The organism is Nonomuraea polychroma (assembly GCF_004011505.1).
GTDB classification, from domain to species: Bacteria; Actinomycetota; Actinomycetes; order Streptosporangiales; family Streptosporangiaceae; genus Nonomuraea; species Nonomuraea polychroma.
In genome coordinates, this window is record NZ_SAUN01000001.1 from 3,757,193 (window position 1) to 3,773,643 (window position 16,451).

Genomic DNA, 16,451 nt, shown 5'->3' on the forward strand with positions numbered 1-16,451 from the left:
TGACCATTATCATTCCAAAAGGTGACAGTCAGCGCAGGTGACGAGGAGCGCGCGGTGGGTCGACGCAGTGAACGCAAGCAGCAGGACCCGGATCTCGGGATCCTGTCCGCGCAGCTGCTCTTCTCGATCCAGAAAGAGCTCTTCGAGACCCTGGCCGAGCAGGGACACCCCCAGCTCAGACCAAGGCACGGGGCGGTGCTTGGCTACCTCGACGAGGAAGGGAGCCGAGCGACCGAGCTGTCGCGGCTGTCGGGGACGCACAAGCAGGTCATCGGCAATCTGATCGACGAACTTGAGGAACTCGGCTACGTCGAACGCCGGCCCGACCCCCAGGACCGGCGCGCCAAGCTGATCGTGCCCACGCCCCGGGGGCTGGACCAGATGGCGAAAGCAGACGAGATCATGGCCGCCATCGAGCGGCGGCACGCGCGAGCGTCGAGCGAGGACAGGTTCGCCGCCTTCAAGGGCACCTTCCGGGAAATCACGCGGCAGCAGCTCGCCTGGCGCGGCGACTGAGGCCGCCCGTCTTCCCGGCTGGGATGCCCGGATGATCGGCGACGACAATCGGTTTCGGCGTTGTCACCTTGTCTTGTGTCTGGGGTCGTTCCACGATGGAACGCCCGCGTGGGCGCGCAACGCGGAGTGGGACGAGCACCTGCGCGGTGCCGATTACTTGGACACCTCGTCGTATCCGACGGCGTCCTTCGAGTCCTCCGGCGTCCGGGAGGAGGACGGCCGGTTCGCCGTCGACGGGCTGTTGACCATCCGGGGTGAGACCCGCCCGGTCACCCTCAGCCTGGAATTCCTGGGGGTCGCACCCGATGCCTGGGGAGCGGTCCGGGCCGGCTTCAGGGCGACCACCCGTCTCAGCCGATCGGAGTTCGGGGTCACCGGGAACCTACCCCTGGGCGGGGGCGCGCGCTGATCGGTGACACCGTCGATCTGGAGCTGGAGATCGAGGCGGTCAAGGAGCGCTGAAACGTCACGGCCGCACCTCCACTTGCCGTACACAGGGGTGCTCGCCCGGTGGCTACGCCCGCCGGCCGAGCATTTCCCGGGCTGCGGGTGCCACCTCGCGGGCGAATCGCTCCACCTGTCCGACCGTGGTCTGCTCCGGCCAGAAGACGAAGGACCGGAAGGGCTGCTCGGTCGCCAGACGGACGATCAAATCGGCCCACTGCCGCGCCGTCGCGCGGATGGGCGCGTTGCCGGACGCCGACTCGGCGTCGCCGGTCCGGTCGGTGACGGTGCCGACAAGCTGAGCGATCCTCACCACGTCATGCGGGTCCCGGCCGGCTTCACTGGCGGCCTTGTCGATCGCCGCGTTCGACTCGGCCCACTTCTCGTACGGCAGGTAGCTGGGGATGGGCGCGGCCCATCCATCGGCCACCCGGCCGGTCAGCCTGAGCGAACGCGGCCCCTGGGCGCCCAGCCAGATACCGATCGGGTGAGCCGGGACCGGTCCGCCCTGCAGCCCCGGGATGTTGTAGTAACGGCCCTCGAAGGTGACGGGCTCCGGCTCCCCGCGCCACAGGGCCCTCAGAACGCGGACGGCCTCGTCAAGCTGGTCGAGGGCTTCGGCCCGGCTCAGCTGGGCTGTCATGCCCATCTTGGCGATGGCGGACCAGTATCCGCCGCCACCCAGCCCGAGCTCGAACCTCCCGCCCGAGAGGAGGTCGAGTGACGCCGCCGATTTCGCGAGCATCGACGGGTGGCGCAGGGGCAGGTTGGCCACGTCCGGGAAGAACCGCAGCCGCTCCGTGGCCTCCAGCAGCGTGGCGATCAGGGCGAACGTGTCGACATATTCTGCGCTGTAGGGATGGTCCTGGACTCCGACCAGGTCAAGCCCTCCGTCTTCAGCCGCGCGCACGAGTTCCCGGTGCGCCGAGTGGTCCGTGGTGGGATCGAGAGAGAATCCGAACTGCAGAGATTGCATGGCTGTCCTCTGGTGTGACGGTCGGTCTGCGAGGCACACGGCCCCCACGCGTATCTGCCTCCGGGCGGCTGAAGCATGGGCGACGTCCGGAAGCTCGCGCGGGAGCATCGGCGCCCGCGGGAGCGGCTCGACGATCGGAGCAGGTCAGCCGTTCTTGGTGTAGGCGGCGGACAGCTGACCGACCAGGGTCGCGAACGGCATGTCCAGCGCCGAGTACACCTCGTACGCCTTCGGGTCGGCGTTGTCGGCGAGGATCTCGACCATCGTGGTGGCGTAGTCGGTGATGATGACCCCCGCCTGCTGCATCCGCAGCAGACCGGCCGTCCGCTTCGTCTCGCTGAACGTGCCCGAGGCGTCGATGGCCGCGTACGCGTCATAGCCTGCGGCAGTCGCCGACAGTGCCGGGAAGGCCAGGCAGACCTCGATGGAGATTCCCGCGACGATCAGCTTCTTGCGGCCGGTCGCCTCCACTGCCGCGCGGACACGAGAGTCGTGCCAGGCATTGACGGTGCTGCGGTCGATCACCTCAAGGTCCGCAGGGAGAACCTCGGCCAGTTCGGGCACGAGCGGCCCCCACAGGCCGTCGGCCCCGGTGGTGGTCACCACGGTGGGCACGCCCAGTACCTGGGCGGCCTTGGCGAGAGCGGCCACGTTGTGCTTGAGCGTGGCGACTTCGATGTCCCGCACTCCGGTGAAGAGGCCGACCTGGTGGTCGATCAGCAGCAAGGCCGCGTTGTCTCGGGTCAGCGGCTCCAGGAAGCGGCTGATGCCGGTGCTGTTCTCGCTCATGAGCGTCTCCTGTCTGAGGGGGTGGATGCCCGCCCGGCTCTATAGTAACTGTCTTTGACAGTCATAACATTGACTAATTCGAGCCTATTCCCTCTGCCGCCACGTAGACAAGATGCGTCGAGGAAGCGTTGGACCCGAGGCGTCGGGTGTGCGACATGCAGGGCAACGTGTCGCCAAAGGCACCATGGCGTGATCAGTTGAGGATCGTCTCCGACCCGACCGCGTCCACCACGACCACGTAATTACAGGCGGGAGTGAGTCAGCGCCGTGGCGGCCCGCGAGAAACTTCATCGTGACGGGCTGACTACATCCCTGAAGAATCGTCAACCTATCATTTACCATTAGGAAACTTTCCTTTAGATTCGAGGTATCCCCCCATGTAAGGAGCCACTTCATGAGAAGAACGCTCACGTTACTCGCCATGGCGGTGATCGCCATCGCCACCACGGTCTTCAACACCACTCCGGCGTGGGCCCACGGCTACGTCCTCTCGCCACCCAGCAGGCAGGCCAACTGCCACCAGGGCAAGGTGCCCAACTGCGGCCCGATCATCTACGAGCCGCAGAGCGTGGAAGGCCCGAAGGGCCTGCGTAGCTGCCACGCGAACCTCTCGCGATTCGCGCAGCTCAGCGACGAGAGCAAGCCCTGGCCGGTCACGTCGGTCGGCAGGACGGTGACCTTCAGGTGGACGTTCACCGCCCCGCATCGGACCAGCAACTACGAGTACTACATCGGCAACACCAGGGTGGCCTCCTTCAGCGGAAACAACCAGCCACCGCCTATGTCGGGGGTCTCTCACACCGTCAACTTCGGGGGCTTCTCCGGCAGGCAGAAGGTGCTGGCGATCTGGAACATCGGTGACACGGCCAACGCCTTCTACTCCTGCATCGACCTGCGGATCGGCTGACGCCGTCCCCCCGCGCGAACGTCCCGGCACTCTGAACGCGGCCGATCGTTCGCGGCGTCAGGGGCCCGCCCGCGCCGGGCCCCTGACCCACCGAGGCGACGGTGCTGGTCGCCTCCCTCGTTCCGGATACGAAGGAAGGGCTGCATCGCGAAGACCGCGCACGCCGGCCCGACCGACTGGGCTCTCGGGATCGAGGCCCGTGCGCGCAAGATCTTCGCCAAGCTGGACATCACATCGCGCAGTCAACTCCCCCGCATCCTGGCCGACGCGCACGCCAACGGCCAGGCGGGCCAGCCTCAGCAGGCTCGGCGGCTCGGTCTCACGGCCGGTTTGATCTGCGCCTCCGGCAAACGGAAACGAGACGGCCCCGCGGGGGCGCTACGGGGCCGTCGAGCAACGTTGAACGCGGCGGCGGCCATGCCTTCGCCGTGGATGCGTAGGTGCTCTAGCCCTCGGTGCCGTCACCGGCCGGCTTGTCCCCGTTGACCGGTTCGAGGGCGAAGACAGGGATCTGGCGGTCGGTCTTGCGCTGGTAGTCGGCATAGTCCGGGTACGCGTCCACCGCCCGGCGCCACCAGACGGCCTTCTCGTCCCCGAACACCTCGCGCGCCCGGTATTCCCGGGTCACCGTGCCGTCCTGAAGCTCGATGACCGGCTCGGCGACCAGGCTGGCGTACCACTGCGGGTTGGTCGGCGCGCCGCCCAGGGACGCGACAGCCGCGTAGTGCCCCTCGTGCTCGACACGCATCACCGGCGTCTTGCGAACCTTGCCGGTCTTGGCGCCCCGGTAGGTCATCAGCACGATGGGCAGGCCCTTGATCGTGACGCCGTCGGTCGTGCCGGTGCGCAGGATTTGCTCGACCTGCTCGCGGACCCACGCCGACGCGCTCGGTTCGTAATCATCAGTCAACGTCATGGCCTGATCAACGCCCCTCGGTCCGTTGCGATTCCGCGACCAGAGCGTGCCGGCGGTCGTGTGCGGGGCGAGGGCCCCTGGTGTCCACGTTGCTGGTCAAGGTTCTGAGGATGCCGGGCAGTGCCGCCACCGTTTCGGCGGGCAGGCCGGTCACGGTCTCCTCTGCCAGAGCGCACCATAGCTGCTTGACCTGGTCGGCCAGAGCTTTGCCGCTGTCGGTGAGTTCAACGATGCTGGCGCGCTTGTCGGAGGGGGCGGGTTTGCGGCGGATGTGGCCGCTGGCTTCGAGCTTGCGGGTCATGAGCGTCACGCTGGGCGGCTCGCAGCCGAGCGCCTCGCTGAGCTGGGCCTGGATCGTCGGGCCGGTCCTGGCGAGTTCGAGCAAGAGCGCCTCCTGCCCGGGGTGCAGGCCGAGCGGGGCCAGCAGCGCCGCGGCCCTGGCCCGGTGGCGCAGGCTCAGGAGGCGGATGGCCTGGTTGAGGGCATCAGCTTGCTCGAAGTCCACGGGCTCTCCTTGACAGATTAGTTATGCGCATAACTATTATCCGCATAACTAAATCTACACGACATCGAGGAGCCGGGCATGACCGTGAAGGTCGCCGTCATCTACTACAGCGCGACTGGCACTGTGCACGCGCTCGCACAGGCCGTCGCCGAGGGCGCCGCCTCGACTGGGGCCGGGGTGCGGCTGCGGCGGGTCGCCGAGCTCGCCCCCGACAGCGCGATTGACCAGAACCCGCTGTGGCGGCAGCACGCCGACGCCGCCACCTCGATCGTCCAGGCCTCGGTTGAGGACCTGGCATGGGCCGATGCGTTCGCGTTCGGGACGCCGACCCGGTTCGGCGCGCCGGCCGCGCAGCTCAAGCAGTTCATCGACCAGGCCGGCGGGCTGTGGCAGGAAGGGAGGCTGGCCGACAAACCGGTGACGGCCTTCACCTCGGCGTTCAACCGGCACGGCGGCAGCGAGGCCACGATCTTGTCGCTGGGCAACGTCTTCTACCACTGGGGAGCGCTGATCGTCCCGCCCGGATTCACCGATCCGGTCGTGTACGCCGCCGGCGGCAACCCGTACGGCACGTCGCTTGTCACAGGCCCGACCGGGGACGGCGCAGACGCCGCGGCGCTGGAAGCGGCCAGGTACCAGGGACGGCGGCTGGCCCAGATCACGATCCGGCTGCTGGAAGGCGGCCGCGTCACCGATGCCGCCGCGAGCGACGGGAGCTCCCGCGACACCAGGGCCGGCACCACCTCCCAGACCGCGTGAGCGGCGGATCAGCGAGAAGGAAGTCATGACAAGCACCAGCACCGCAACGCAGCGGTCCCGGCCGCACGCCGGCCCCGCCTGGTTGGTCCTGTTACTGGCGTGTGCCTGCCAGTTCATGGTGATCCTGGACGCGTCCATCGTTAATGTCGCCCTGCCCTCAGTCCGCGAGGACCTCGGCTTCACACCCACCGGCCTGGCCTGGGTGGTGAACGGCTACCTGCTGACCTTCGCCGGCTTCATGCTGCTGGGTGGCCGCGCCGCTGACCTGTTCGGCCCGCGCCGGATGCTGGTCGCCGGGCTGTTCTTGTTCTCCGCCTCGAGTCTGGCCGGAGGCCTGGCAACCGCTCCGGAGGTCCTGGTGGCGGCCCGCGTCGCGCAGGGCATCGGAGCCGCCATGATGGCCCCGGCGACACTAGCCGTGATCAACACCTCCTTCACCGCACCGAACGCGCGTGCCAAGGCGTTCGGCGCATGGTCTGCCGCAGGCGGTGTGGGCGGGATGGCCGGCGCGGTCGCGGGCGGTGCCATCACCACCGGCCTGTCGTGGCGGTGGGTCTTCCTCATCAACGTGCCGATCGGCGCGGTGCTGATCGTCGTGGCCATGATGTCGCTGGCCGGTACGCGAACCGTCCGGCGGGAACCGCTCGACCTCACTGGCGCGGTCACGGGGACGGCGGGGCTGGCCGCGCTGGTCTACGGGGTCATGCAGAGCGCCGATCACGGCTGGTCGTCCGGGCTCGTCCTCGGGCCGGTAGTGGCGGGCCTGCTCCTGCTCGTCGTCTTCACCCTGGTGGAGGCGCGATTCGCCAGCCGGCCGATGGTGCCCCTGCGGCTGTTCAGAATCCGGGGGGTGGCCGTCGGCAACGGCATGCTGCTGCTGTTCGGCGGAATTGCCATCGCGACGTGGTATTTCACGTCGCTCTTCCTGCAGAACGTTCTCGGTTTCAGTGCGCTTCAAGCCGGGCTCGGGCAGACACCCGCGGCGGTGACGTTCGTGGTGATCGCGCGATGGGCCGCCGCCCTGCTGCCCCGAACCGGTGTGCGCCCCCTGGTGCTGGCCGGCAGCGCCCTTTTCCTGGCCGGTTTCGGCTGGCTCTCCCTGGCCCACGCCGGCAGCGGCTACGTCACCGGCGTGCTCGGGCCTACGCTGCTCATCGCGGCCGGCATCGGCTTGACCTTCCCCACCCTCATGGCCGCGGCAACGGCTGACGTTCCCGAGAGCGACGCGGGGATCGTCGGCGGCCTGGCCAACACCGCCAGTCAGGTAGGCGGGTCGATCGGCCTGGCGGTGCTCGCGACGGCCGCCGGCACCAGAGCCGCGTCGGAGGTCGACGGGAGTTCCCCCGTCGACGCCCTCGCCGCCGGCTACGACCTGGTCTTCCTCATGGCGGCCGGGCTCGGCCTGGCCATCGCGGTGGTGAGCGTGCTGCTGCCGCGGCACCGGCGCGGCTGACCGCCGGCAACGCCACATGCTCACTTGCCGCACCCGCACGTCGGGCGCAGCGCCTGTCGACGGCGCTGCGCCCGCTTCTGGCCGGCCTCGACCAGGGGTCATGCTGGCGCCGACCGGGCCGGCCGGTCAGGACTGGTGTGGTACGCCGGTGGTCAGGCCATGCTCCAGCAGCCGGCGCAGCTCGGCGGGGGGCTGGACGCCCGACACCGGGGGCCCGCCGTCGATCACGAGTGAGGGGACGCCGGTGATCCCGTACTCGGCGGCGCGGCGCCGGTCGGCGCGGACCTCCTCGGAGTAGTCGTCGCCGGCGAGGAGAGCGTCTACCTCGGCGTCGGCCAGCCCGGCCGCGCCGGCCAGGCGCCGCAGGACCCGTGGGTCGGCCACGTTGAGCCCTTCGGTGTGATAGGCGCGCAGCAGCCGCTCCATCATCTGGTCGGCGAGGCCACGGGCAGCGGCCAGATGGCACAGCCGGTGCGCGTCGAAGGTGTTGACCGGCCGGGCCAGATGCAGGTTGAGCTCCAGTCCCTCGGCAGCGCCCAGCGCCTGAACCCGGGCGATGCGGGCCGGCGCCTGATCGCCCCACCAGCCGGCCATGGCCTCGGCGGCCGTGGGGCCGGGGACGTGGCCTTCTTCCGGGGCGAGTTGGAAACTGCGCCAGACGATCTGTACCTTGTCCCGGTCGTTGACCTGTTCCAGTGCCGCACTCATTCGTCTCTTACCGATGTAGCACCACGGGCACAGCACATCGGCATAAATCTCGACCTTCATGAACGTCCTAGGTAGGGGTACATGCTCCTTGTCCACTGCAGGGCAGGCCCTGGTGGCTCATCCTGCAACCTCAACCGCGGTTGAGATCAAGGGCTCCCGGTCAGCGGACGCGCACACGGCTTGATGACTTCCGGTAACACAACAGGGTGTGTGGTTCAGCGTGCCGCCTGAATGCGCGCCTGGATTGCCGCGAGATCTTCCTCGGTGGCTCGCTGGGAGACCCACTTGGGACGCAGCCCGTCGCCCGGCCAGCGCGGAATCACATGCGTGTGGAAGTGGAAAACGTCCTGGCCGGCCGCCGCGCCCGTGGCATGGGTGATGCTGAGACCATCAGGGGTCAGCGCCGTCCTCAGCAGCAGGGCGACGCGGTGCACCATCCTGGCGACGTGAACGTGCTCGTCTTCGGGCAGGTCCCAGACGTCGCGGGCATGGTTGCGCGGAACGACGAGGGTGTGTCCCGGGGTGGCTGGGGCTCTGTCCAGGAACGCTACGGTTGCCTCGTCCTGTAGGACGCGATACCCGGGAGCTTGCCCGGAGACGATCTTGCAGAAGATACAGTCATCCACTGATCAATGATCGCATCGGCCGTACCGCCGACCGGCTGCACCTCTCCCAGCCCCGCGTCAGGGGATAGATGCGGATACGGCCGAAGGGCGGCCGTACGACAGGCGGAGCTCGCGGGCGAAGGCGGCGCTGCTCAGGATCAACGCGGCCCCCGTCACGTAGTTCAGGAAGGGGCCGAACCAGACGGCGTCCCAGGGGGCGAACCGTATCGTCTCCTGGTATCCGGCCGCGACTATCTCGATCGCCTACGGGATCGAGAACACCACCGCGCCCACGAGGAACAGCCCGGCCCCCGCCCACGCCGCGATCGCGCTCCACCGGCCCCTCAGCGCGCGGACGGCGGCCAGGGCGAGGACGGCGGCCAGGGCGAGGACGGCGGCCAGGGCGAGGGCCATCACACCGGTCGGCCAGCCATTCAGCTCCGCCGAGATGGTGACCGCCGAGCGGGCCGCTCCGCCGGATCACCGGCTCGTCGGTGAAGGTCGGCGATACGGTGCCGCATCTGCCTGGGCGCGGATTTCACGACTCAGCCTCACCGCATATGGCGGTTGATCCTGATCGTGATAATGGCCGGGGATCAGTCGACGTCGACCAGCTCGTCGATGTCGTAGGCGATGCGGCGCAGCACCGCAGCCACTCGGGCCAGGTCCACCCCGACGTGGTAAGCGTCCTCATCATCGGCCGGACGCAGGTTCACCACCGGGGGAAACCCGTCGCCGACGAGCCGGTCGACCCAGTCGGCGCACTCCGGCATCCAACGCACCTCATCGACCAGGCGCTCGGCGATGCTGTCGCGACCGTCCAGCTCCTCATCGTCGCTACCAGCGGGATCCTCTGGGGCCGGCCACCCGATCTGACGCAGCTGCGCCAGCGCCGCCTCCAGCTCCGGCAGCGGCGCGGCCGCCGTGGCGATCTGCTCGATACGCGAGGGCGAACGTCCCGCCTCGGCCGCCACCGCCCGCACCGGCAGGCCCTCGGCACGGGCCGAGGCGATGGCCCACTCGTTGCTCGAGCTCAGCCTGGCGCAACCGCCACGCCGCCCGGCGCACCCGGCGCCGCAGCCGTCGCTCCCGCCGTACCTTCGCCCGTAGCTCGTCTCCGATCCACGCTAAGGATCATGTCACCGGCCGCCATATGGCGTGCAGAATACTGCACACGCAACCGCCGCTGATCGTTCCATTCCTCACCGAGGGCTGTCCCGTGGACGGTCCTCCTGACCAGGACGCTTGTTGTGTAACAAACGAACGCCGTTCTTGATCGTCCGGCGCTAAGGCCTGGCCCAGCGGGCTGCCAAGTGCCATAGGAGTGTCAGTGGGTTTTGCCGCCGGATGGACTCCCCCGCCACGAAGTGTCAGTCGTGCTGACAGGTCGGGGTGTGCGTCGACAGCTGCGCATATACGACCAGGAGGGCGAGCCGGAAACAGCCGGGATCGCTCCGGCTACCGGCTGGCCGGGCACGGGGACAAGGTGGAGGTCCGCTACGAGGCGGCCGACGAACTGTTCGCGCCGTCGCGAGAGGACGTCGCCGGCCGGCCTGATCGCGCTCAACACCGGCGGCTGCTGTTTCGCCGCCGCATCGAGACGGTCATGCTCGGCGCGATACCGGGTCGGCGGCGGCGCGCGAGGGCAGCCTGAGGGCCGCCGGGACGCCGAGCGCGGCAACGCCCGCTAGAAGCAGCAGCGTGGGCCCCATCGCGCCGCCGAAGGCCGCGGCCGTCCACCGCGATCCCCCGTTCCCGGCCTGTCCGGCGGCCAGGCCTGGCGCGATGAGCGTGATCGACGTGGTGGCCAGGGCAATGCCCAGCGCCGGGCCGATGTTCATGATGGTCTGCTTCAGCCCGCCGGACACCCCCGCGTCGTCGGCGGACGCCTGCTGCACGACGACGGCCGTCGCCGTGACCATCACCGTGCCGAAGCCGGCGCCCAGCATGAGGAACGCCCCCGCCAGCGCCGGTGAGGCCGCCGACCGGTCCACGCCGGCCAGCAGCAGCATTCCCGAGCTGACCAGGGCCATCGCCGCCAGGGCCGTCCGGCGGGGGCCCTGCCGGCGCAGTAGCACGACGGCGACCGGCGCGCCCGCCACCATCATCACCGCCAGCGGCAGCACGTGCAGCCCGCTCTGCAGCGGATCCAGGGCCAGGACCTCCTGCAGGAAGTAGCTGCCGACGAACAGCGCCCCGAACATCGCCGCGGAGGCCGCGAGCAGGACGGCCAGTGCTGCGGTCAGCGTCCTCGACGCGAGCACATGCGGGGGTATCAGCGGGTGGGTGGCGACCCGCTGGTGCCAGGCGAACGCGCCGCCCGCCGCGACGGCCCCGGTCAGTCCGAGCACGGTGCCCTCCGTCCATCCCATGCGCGGTACCTCCACCAGGGTGTGGACGAGGCACGCCAGGGCCGCGGCCAGCAGGCAGGCGCCGGTCAGGCCGGACCGGGTGATGCGGCCACCGGCCCCGGCCCCGGCCTTGGCTCCCGAGCCGACGCCCGCGTCGGTGTCGACGCCCGCGCAGGTGTCGCGCGGTGCCGGCACGCGGACGGCCAGAGCGGCCACGCCGATCGCGAGCGCGGGGACGACGTTCAGGAGGAACACCGAGCGCCAGCCGAAGTGGGCGGTCAGCGCGCCGCCGACGAGCGGGCCGGCGGCGGCCGCCAGGCCGATGGCGCTGCTGCGCACCGCGATGGCCGTCGGGAGCCGGTCGGTCGGGAACGCGGCGCGGAGCATCCCGAGGGTGGCCGGTTGCAGCAACGCGCCGAAAAGTCCTTGGGCGACGCGCAGGCCGATGACCCAGCCGATGCCGGGCGCCAGCGCGATCGCCGCCGAGGTGGCGGCGAAGCCCAGGGTCCCGGCGACGAAGACCTCCCGGTGGCCGTAGCGGTCGCCGAGCCTGCCTGAGAGAACGAGCAGGGCGGCCACGGCGATGAGGTAGCCGGTGCTGGTCCACTGGACCTGCGCGAACGAGGCGTGCAGGTCCCGTTGCAGAGCGGGCTGGGCGATGGTGAGCACAGTTCCGTCGAGGGCGACGATGACCGCCCCCGTGACGCTGGCGGCCAGCGTGAGGTGGCGGTGGCGTCCCGGCCTCACCGCGGTTCCGGCCCGAGGTGCGCCTCCAGGGCGGCCCGCAGCAGCGGTTCGAGCTCGGCCGATCCGGTGGTCACTTGCAGGCTGCCCCAGGCCCACAGCTGGGCGATGCCGTGCGCGTTCGCCCACAGCACGCCCGCGGCGATTCGCGGGTCCACGCCCGGCCGAAGGCCTGCCCGGGTCAGCAGATCCATCACGACTTGGAACAGCGGCAGGCTGGCCTCCCGCAGGCCGAGATGGTTGCTCTCGAGCAGGTCGTGCCGGAACATCAGCTCGTACATGCCGCGGTTGGCCAGCGCGAAGCCGAGATATGCCCGGCCCAGCGTCGTCAACTGCGCGCGCGGATCCGTCCGGCCGTCGCCCAGCGCCTGGGCGACCTCCGCGCCCAGGGCCGCGAAGCCCTCGCGGGCGATGGCGGAGAGCAGTTCCAGGTGGGTGGGGAAGTATCGGCGGGGTGCGCCGTGCGAGACTCCGGCCCGCCGGGCGATCTCACGCAGTGACAGCGCCTGTGTCCCCTCGCGGGTCACCAATTCCACGCCGACCTCTATCAGGCGGGCACGCAGCCCGGCGTCCTCCTCATGCATAGACACTGTCTACCAAGGCCGAGTAGACAGTGTCTACGCGAAGGCCGACAGAATGCTTCCACGCCCGCCTCGGGAGTAAGGACTTGAGACCGCGACAGCTATGGAGGGGGGCAGACCAAGTACGGGAGAACGGGACAGTGGGGTGTTGAGGCGCTGCTCAGAGGGTTTGTTTGTCGGACGATGCGACCTTCCGCTTGGGTTTGGTTGCGGCTTGATGAACACGGCCATTCGGCAGGGTTGATCACCGCTACGGTATTCGGCGTCTGGACGCCGGGATCGAGGCGAGGGACGGCCGGGGACGACGTGGATCGAGCGGTGCGTCGCTACTGTGGCCCACCAGGCTGTGTGCGGGTGTTCTCCGAAACGCCGAACGTTGCATCGTCAACGCCGGCAATCGCGGCCAGTCCGTGATTGGCGGTGGGGCCTTCGGTCGTGCCGGCCTGGTCGCCTTGCACGTACCGAAGGCCCTTCCTCCGTCCCCGGCCGTCGAGTGCAGGAGGCCGGTGCGCTCAGGCCGGCTTACCGTGCAGGACGATTTTTCCTTGGACGTGACCGGTTTCGTGTGTTGCATGGCTTTGGCGGCGTCCGCGAGGGGCAGCGCGGTCGCGATGGTGATCCGTAGGGTGCCGTCCACGATTTGTTCGGCCTGTTCGGTGAGGATCCGGGCGGCGTCGGGCAGGAAGGTCGTCGACAGCGGGATTCCCAGGCTGGGGCCGGCAGCATCGGCGATGGTGAGGATGCGGTCGGCGGTGCCGCCGCGCAGCGTGATGGAGTCGGGCAGCGCGCCTTGGCCGGCGATGTCGTAGACCGCGTCGATACCCTGGGGTGCGAGGCTGCGGACGCGGTCGACGAGGCCGTCGCCGTAGGTGACGGGGATGGCGCCGAGCGAGCGCAGGTAGTCGTGGTTGGCGCTCGATGCCGTGCCGATGACTGTGGCGCCGCGGGCGACGGCCAGTTGGACCGCGACGGTGCCGACGGCGCCCGCCGCGCCGTGGATGAGCAGGGTGTCTCCGGCGGCGACGTTGAGCAGGTCGAGGTCCCGGCGGGCGGTGATGCCGGCGACGGGCAGCGCGGCGGAGCACGCCATCGTGGCGCCCCACGTTGCCCGGGGCAACGTGATAGCCGTGGTCAGAGACGTGACCGTCCCTTTCTCCCGTACTTGGTCCGCACCCTCCGCGGTCGACGTCCCATCTGAGGGCTGAACTGGCTGAATTCTGTTGCCAGTGAAGCCGTTGGGACGTGAGATGTCGATGTAACAACATGGCCGTGGGTGTCGGCGTGCACCCCGCGCCACCTTGGCGGGCGGGTCAGGGTCGGCTCGCGGGTTCGTAGCAGTCGTAGTTGCGCTGGGCGATGATCTTGCCGTCGCGGAAGCGGAGGAACGTGCCGATATGGGCGCGCAGGGTATGGCCGGCCGGCAGGTCGCCCAGCGGGACGGCCAGGGTGCCGGTCCAGAGGACCTCGAGGGCGACCTGGTCGCCGGCCGCGACCGCGTTGAGCACCTGGAAGCGCTGGTCGCGGATCGTCGTTCGGCCGCGTGCCGCCGCAGCGCGCAGGCCGTCGAGGTCTCGCACGACGCCGTCCGGGAACAGCGCGTTGGGGAGCTCGTGGTGCACGACGTCCTCATGGAGGAACCGGTCGGCGCTCTCGCTCTTGGAGACCGCCTCGTGGTAGCGGACGGCGAGGTCCACGTTGGGGTGCTGCTGGAGGTTCGCCATGTCGACAACCATAGTTGTACAACAACGATTGCACAACCATGGTTGTTAAGTGCAGAATGGGCACATGCAGCCTGTCCTGACCGGTGATCTGGACACCGGGACGCTCGCCCTGTTCGTGGGCTTCGCGGCCGCCGAGGTCGTGCAGCAGAGCCTGGCCGACCAGGGCTTCGCAGGGCTGCGGTTCGCGCACGGGTACGTCTTCCAGCACCTCGTCGGCGGCGACGGCCCCACGGTGGGCGAGCTGGCCCCCAAACTGGGCGTCACCCAGCAGGCCGCGTCGAAGGCCGTCGCCGAGCTCGAACGCCTCGGCTACGTGGAACGCCACGCCGACCCGGGTGATGCCCGGATCCGGCGGGCGCACCTGACGCGGCGGGGCCAGGAGGCCGTGGCGGCGGCGCGGCGGGCACGGGAGGCGCTAGAGGCGCGGCTGGCCGGGCGCGGCGGGAAGCGGCGGCTGGAGGAGTGCCGGGCGCTGCTCGCGGAGTTGCTGGACGAGCTGGGCGGTGCCCCGGCCGTGCGGCATCGCGAGGTCAGGCCACCTCGGTAGTCCTGCACTGCGCTGCTGGGCCGTTGCACTGCATCTCGGCCAGGTCATCGCGGGCCTGCCCCCTACAGGCGCGCCGGTGATCCGATCAGGATGTCGCACGTCTGGGACCGCTCTGTTCCTGGGACTCCTCGATGAGGGGATGCTCCTCACCCCACACCAGCATGGCGTACAGGATGCCGCTGAGGCTCTGGCCCTGTTCTGTGAGCTCGTAGACGACTCGGGGCGGCACCTCCGCGTACACGGTGCGAGTGAGGATCTGCTGGTTCTCCAGCATCCGTAGCCGCTCGGTGAGCGTCTTGGCGCTGGGGTCGCCCAGTGCCGAGCGCAGTTCGCCGAACCGCTTGGAGCCGGTCAGCAACTCACGGATGATCAGCGTGGACCACTTGCCGTCGAGGACCTTGAGCGTCCGCTCGACGCCGCACCCGCGCAGGGACGCCGTGGCCAGGCGGGCGGCGATGTCCACCCCGTTAGTTCCCATTGGGAAACTATATTCCGTTGTAGGTACTACTTTCCTGTTGAAACTAATGTGCCGGTTCATGAACACATCCATCGTTGTCGTCCATGGAGCGACCGGCACCCAGGGAGCCCCCGTCGTCCGGCGGCTGCTCTCCGCGGGCCACCGCGTCCGCGCCGCGGTCCGCGACACCTCCACGGCTGACCTGCCCACGGGCGCCGAACCCGTCTTCGCCGACCTGTCCGTGCCCGAGTCCCTGACACACGCCTACGCCGGGGCCGATGCGGTCATCGTGCAACTGCCGCTGGTCTTCGCCGCCGATGCGGCCGTGCCGCAGGCCGAGGCGGTACTCGCCGCGCTCAAGGGCGGTGCGGTGCCCAGAGCGGTGCTCAACACCGGCGGCCCGACGCCCAGCGCGCCCACCGGCGTGCCCTTCGTGGACGCCCGGGTCCTGCTGGCCACCGAGCTGCCGGGCGTCGTGGACACGGCAACCGTCCTCGCGCCGGCGTTCACGTACATGGAGAATCTGGCGGCCCCCTGGTCGCTCCCACGCGTGGCCGCAGGTGAGGCCGCCTACCCGCTGCCGGCAGAGCTTCCGGTGCCCTGGCTGGCGCTCGACGACCTGGCCGACGTCGTCGCCGGGCTCGTCACCGACCCCGCCCCACCGCCGGTGCGGATCGCAGCCGGCCCCCAGTCCCTGACCGGCCACCAGGTCGCCGCGGAACTCGCCGCGGCGCTGGGCCGCGAGGTGCGGTGGCGGACGGTCGAGCCGGAGGAGTATGAGCGGATGCTGGCCCCGTTCACCGGTGCCGAGACAGCCGCGGGCATCGCCGCCGCCTATACCCCGCCCCCGCCGGGAACACCGCCGCCTCCGGCGCCGGACCCAGCGGTGATCGCGACCGGGACGACGACCCTGCGCGAATGGGCCACGCGGCAGGACTGGCATCTCTGAGTCCCGGACAACAGCTCCTGCGCACGTGAGGCCCTGCTGAAATGCGACACGGAATCCGTGCTCGCACGGTGAGTCGGTCTTGCGCGATGGTGGCGTACGGACCACAGGTGGGCCCGCGCGCCGCAGGAGCGCGTCGGGGCATGTCCACCGCATTGCGGCCTCGCGTTCCGCCTGCCCGAGGGTCTACCCGATCTGACACCGCGCTGCCGAGGCGATCCGCCTGCGGGAGGCCGTGGCCGCGTTCAGCCGCTCTCGAGGGTCGCGCCTGAGTGTGGTGGGGGTCCGGCCAGTCAGGTCGCGGTCTGCGGTTGACCATTCTCAGCGCCAACGGCTGTTCCTGGGTTCCTCGGCCCCGGGTCTGCGGCCGGATCGGCGATGCGCTCTGGAGGGCGGCGATCGGCTTCGACGAGGTCGATGCCCTGGTGCTGCACCTGTCCACCGCCGCGCTGATCTGCTGCGCGTGCCTGTCCGGCATGAGGCCCGAGGAGGTCTTGGCGCCGAGGAACACCACGGCAAAGTAGGG

General features: G+C 69.8%; 21 protein-coding genes. 8 read left to right on the plus strand and 13 right to left on the minus strand.

The annotated features are described in order from the left end of the window. The first annotated feature begins 54 nt into the window (after positions 1-54). Together EDD27_RS16930 and EDD27_RS16935 are read left to right on the plus strand one after the other, a co-directional pair. Positions 55-516, plus strand: a complete 462-nt coding sequence (locus tag EDD27_RS16930) for a MarR family winged helix-turn-helix transcriptional regulator (protein ID WP_127933296.1) — start codon at positions 55-57, stop codon at positions 514-516. 31 nt (positions 517-547) lie between these two features. Beyond that, complete coding sequence (locus tag EDD27_RS16935; RefSeq protein WP_127933297.1) at positions 548-925, plus strand: YceI family protein; 378 nt, start codon at positions 548-550, stop codon at positions 923-925. 105 nt (positions 926-1,030) lie between these two features. On the opposite strand, the gene EDD27_RS16940 is transcribed toward EDD27_RS16935, so the two are convergent. Together EDD27_RS16940 and EDD27_RS16945 are read right to left on the minus strand one after the other, a co-directional pair. Next, positions 1,031-1,936, minus strand: coding sequence for an LLM class flavin-dependent oxidoreductase (locus EDD27_RS16940; protein ID WP_127933298.1), 906 nt, complete (start codon positions 1,934-1,936; stop codon positions 1,031-1,033). Between the two features lie 144 nt (positions 1,937-2,080). Then, a complete protein-coding gene (locus EDD27_RS16945; protein WP_127933299.1) occupies positions 2,081-2,725 on the minus strand; it encodes an isochorismatase family protein in 645 nt (214 codons plus the stop codon). 394 nt (positions 2,726-3,119) lie between these two features. Here EDD27_RS16945 and EDD27_RS16950 point away from each other — a divergent pair, with 394 nt between their 5' ends. Beyond that, positions 3,120-3,632: a lytic polysaccharide monooxygenase auxiliary activity family 9 protein gene (locus tag EDD27_RS16950; RefSeq protein ID WP_127933300.1), complete on the plus strand. Its 513-nt coding sequence runs from the start codon at positions 3,120-3,122 to the stop codon at positions 3,630-3,632. 445 nt (positions 3,633-4,077) lie between these two features. Here the strand turns inward: EDD27_RS16950 and EDD27_RS16955 are convergent, their stop codons facing one another. Beyond that, positions 4,078-4,548 carry a nitroreductase family deazaflavin-dependent oxidoreductase gene (locus EDD27_RS16955; RefSeq protein WP_127933301.1) on the minus strand — a complete coding sequence of 157 codons (471 nt, stop codon included), beginning with the start codon at positions 4,546-4,548 and terminating at the stop codon, positions 4,078-4,080. A 7-nt stretch (positions 4,549-4,555) separates the two neighbouring features. Beyond that, a complete protein-coding gene (locus EDD27_RS16960; RefSeq protein ID WP_127933302.1) occupies positions 4,556-5,053 on the minus strand; it encodes a MarR family winged helix-turn-helix transcriptional regulator in 498 nt (165 codons plus the stop codon). A 78-nt stretch (positions 5,054-5,131) separates the two neighbouring features. Here EDD27_RS16960 and wrbA point away from each other — a divergent pair, with 78 nt between their 5' ends. Together wrbA and EDD27_RS16970 are read left to right on the plus strand one after the other, a co-directional pair. Then, positions 5,132-5,812: an NAD(P)H:quinone oxidoreductase gene (wrbA, locus tag EDD27_RS16965; RefSeq protein WP_127933303.1), complete on the plus strand. Its 681-nt coding sequence runs from the start codon at positions 5,132-5,134 to the stop codon at positions 5,810-5,812. A gap of 25 nt (positions 5,813-5,837) precedes the next feature. Beyond that, positions 5,838-7,265: an MFS transporter gene (locus EDD27_RS16970; RefSeq protein WP_127933304.1), complete on the plus strand. Its 1,428-nt coding sequence runs from the start codon at positions 5,838-5,840 to the stop codon at positions 7,263-7,265. 126 nt (positions 7,266-7,391) lie between these two features. On the opposite strand, the gene EDD27_RS16975 is transcribed toward EDD27_RS16970, so the two are convergent. The 8 genes from EDD27_RS16975 to EDD27_RS17005 all read right to left on the minus strand — a co-directional run bounded on the left by EDD27_RS16975 (position 7,392) and on the right by EDD27_RS17005 (position 13,975). Next, positions 7,392-7,973 (minus strand): DsbA family oxidoreductase, encoded by a 582-nt coding sequence (locus tag EDD27_RS16975; protein WP_241564084.1) that lies wholly within the window; start codon positions 7,971-7,973, stop codon positions 7,392-7,394. Between the two features lie 215 nt (positions 7,974-8,188). Continuing rightward, a complete protein-coding gene (locus EDD27_RS16980) occupies positions 8,189-8,599 on the minus strand; it encodes an HIT family protein (protein WP_127933306.1) in 411 nt (136 codons plus the stop codon). Between the two features lie 243 nt (positions 8,600-8,842). Further along, entirely contained in the window at positions 8,843-8,992 is a 150-nt protein-coding gene (locus EDD27_RS54240; RefSeq protein WP_164903643.1) for a hypothetical protein, read from the minus strand. A gap of 182 nt (positions 8,993-9,174) precedes the next feature. Further along, a complete protein-coding gene (locus EDD27_RS16985) occupies positions 9,175-9,561 on the minus strand; it encodes a hypothetical protein (RefSeq protein ID WP_127933307.1) in 387 nt (128 codons plus the stop codon). A 621-nt stretch (positions 9,562-10,182) separates the two neighbouring features. After that, positions 10,183-11,676 (minus strand): MFS transporter, encoded by a 1,494-nt coding sequence (locus EDD27_RS16990; RefSeq protein ID WP_127933308.1) that lies wholly within the window; start codon positions 11,674-11,676, stop codon positions 10,183-10,185. Further along, entirely contained in the window at positions 11,673-12,257 is a 585-nt protein-coding gene (locus EDD27_RS16995) for a TetR/AcrR family transcriptional regulator (RefSeq protein WP_127933309.1), read from the minus strand. The genes EDD27_RS16990 and EDD27_RS16995 overlap by 4 nt, the downstream gene beginning before the upstream one ends. 247 nt (positions 12,258-12,504) lie before the next feature. Then, the gene (locus EDD27_RS17000; RefSeq protein ID WP_127933310.1) at positions 12,505-13,344 is read right to left on the minus strand and encodes a zinc-binding dehydrogenase; all 840 of its coding nucleotides are present in this window, start codon (positions 13,342-13,344) and stop codon (positions 12,505-12,507) included. Between the two features lie 220 nt (positions 13,345-13,564). Then, on the minus strand, positions 13,565-13,975 hold the full coding sequence (locus EDD27_RS17005; RefSeq protein ID WP_241564085.1) for a nuclear transport factor 2 family protein: 411 nt from the start codon (positions 13,973-13,975) through the stop codon (positions 13,565-13,567). A gap of 64 nt (positions 13,976-14,039) precedes the next feature. Here EDD27_RS17005 and EDD27_RS17010 point away from each other — a divergent pair, with 64 nt between their 5' ends. Continuing rightward, complete coding sequence (locus EDD27_RS17010) at positions 14,040-14,522, plus strand: MarR family winged helix-turn-helix transcriptional regulator (protein ID WP_127933312.1); 483 nt, start codon at positions 14,040-14,042, stop codon at positions 14,520-14,522. A gap of 85 nt (positions 14,523-14,607) precedes the next feature. On the opposite strand, the gene EDD27_RS17015 is transcribed toward EDD27_RS17010, so the two are convergent. Then, complete coding sequence (locus EDD27_RS17015; protein ID WP_127933313.1) at positions 14,608-15,000, minus strand: winged helix-turn-helix transcriptional regulator; 393 nt, start codon at positions 14,998-15,000, stop codon at positions 14,608-14,610. A gap of 58 nt (positions 15,001-15,058) precedes the next feature. Between EDD27_RS17015 and EDD27_RS17020 the strand changes: the two genes are divergently transcribed. Next, entirely contained in the window at positions 15,059-15,928 is an 870-nt protein-coding gene (locus EDD27_RS17020; RefSeq protein ID WP_164903644.1) for an NmrA family NAD(P)-binding protein, read from the plus strand. Positions 15,929-16,236: 308 nt separating this feature from the next. Then, the gene (locus EDD27_RS17025; protein ID WP_127933315.1) at positions 16,237-16,449 is read left to right on the plus strand and encodes a hypothetical protein; all 213 of its coding nucleotides are present in this window, start codon (positions 16,237-16,239) and stop codon (positions 16,447-16,449) included. Positions 16,450-16,451: the final 2 nt, after the last annotated feature.

Excerpts from the sequence above, each read along its gene's own strand:
- EDD27_RS17000 (WP_127933310.1), bottom strand. The coding sequence starts at position 13,344 with ATGGCGTGCTCCGCCGCGCTGCCCGTCGCCGGCATCACCGCCCGCCGG.
- EDD27_RS54240 (WP_164903643.1), bottom strand. The coding sequence starts at position 8,992 with ATGGCCCTCGCCCTGGCCGCCGTCCTCGCCCTGGCCGCCGTCCTCGCC.
- EDD27_RS16970 (WP_127933304.1), top strand. The coding sequence starts at position 5,838 with ATGACAAGCACCAGCACCGCAACGCAGCGGTCCCGGCCGCACGCCGGC.
- EDD27_RS17020 (WP_164903644.1), top strand. The coding sequence starts at position 15,059 with ATGAACACATCCATCGTTGTCGTCCATGGAGCGACCGGCACCCAGGGA.
- EDD27_RS17010 (WP_127933312.1), top strand. The coding sequence starts at position 14,040 with ATGCAGCCTGTCCTGACCGGTGATCTGGACACCGGGACGCTCGCCCTG.
- EDD27_RS17005 (WP_241564085.1), bottom strand. The coding sequence starts at position 13,975 with ATGGCGAACCTCCAGCAGCACCCCAACGTGGACCTCGCCGTCCGCTAC.
- EDD27_RS16950 (WP_127933300.1), top strand. The coding sequence starts at position 3,120 with ATGAGAAGAACGCTCACGTTACTCGCCATGGCGGTGATCGCCATCGCC.
- EDD27_RS17015 (WP_127933313.1), bottom strand. The coding sequence starts at position 15,000 with ATGGGAACTAACGGGGTGGACATCGCCGCCCGCCTGGCCACGGCGTCC.
- wrbA (WP_127933303.1), top strand. The coding sequence starts at position 5,132 with ATGACCGTGAAGGTCGCCGTCATCTACTACAGCGCGACTGGCACTGTG.
- EDD27_RS16955 (WP_127933301.1), bottom strand. The coding sequence starts at position 4,548 with ATGACGTTGACTGATGATTACGAACCGAGCGCGTCGGCGTGGGTCCGC.
- EDD27_RS16940 (WP_127933298.1), bottom strand. The coding sequence starts at position 1,936 with ATGCAATCTCTGCAGTTCGGATTCTCTCTCGATCCCACCACGGACCAC.
- EDD27_RS16975 (WP_241564084.1), bottom strand. The coding sequence starts at position 7,973 with ATGAGTGCGGCACTGGAACAGGTCAACGACCGGGACAAGGTACAGATC.
- EDD27_RS16995 (WP_127933309.1), bottom strand. The coding sequence starts at position 12,257 with ATGCATGAGGAGGACGCCGGGCTGCGTGCCCGCCTGATAGAGGTCGGC.
- EDD27_RS16935 (WP_127933297.1), top strand. The coding sequence starts at position 548 with ATGATCGGCGACGACAATCGGTTTCGGCGTTGTCACCTTGTCTTGTGT.
- EDD27_RS16945 (WP_127933299.1), bottom strand. The coding sequence starts at position 2,725 with ATGAGCGAGAACAGCACCGGCATCAGCCGCTTCCTGGAGCCGCTGACC.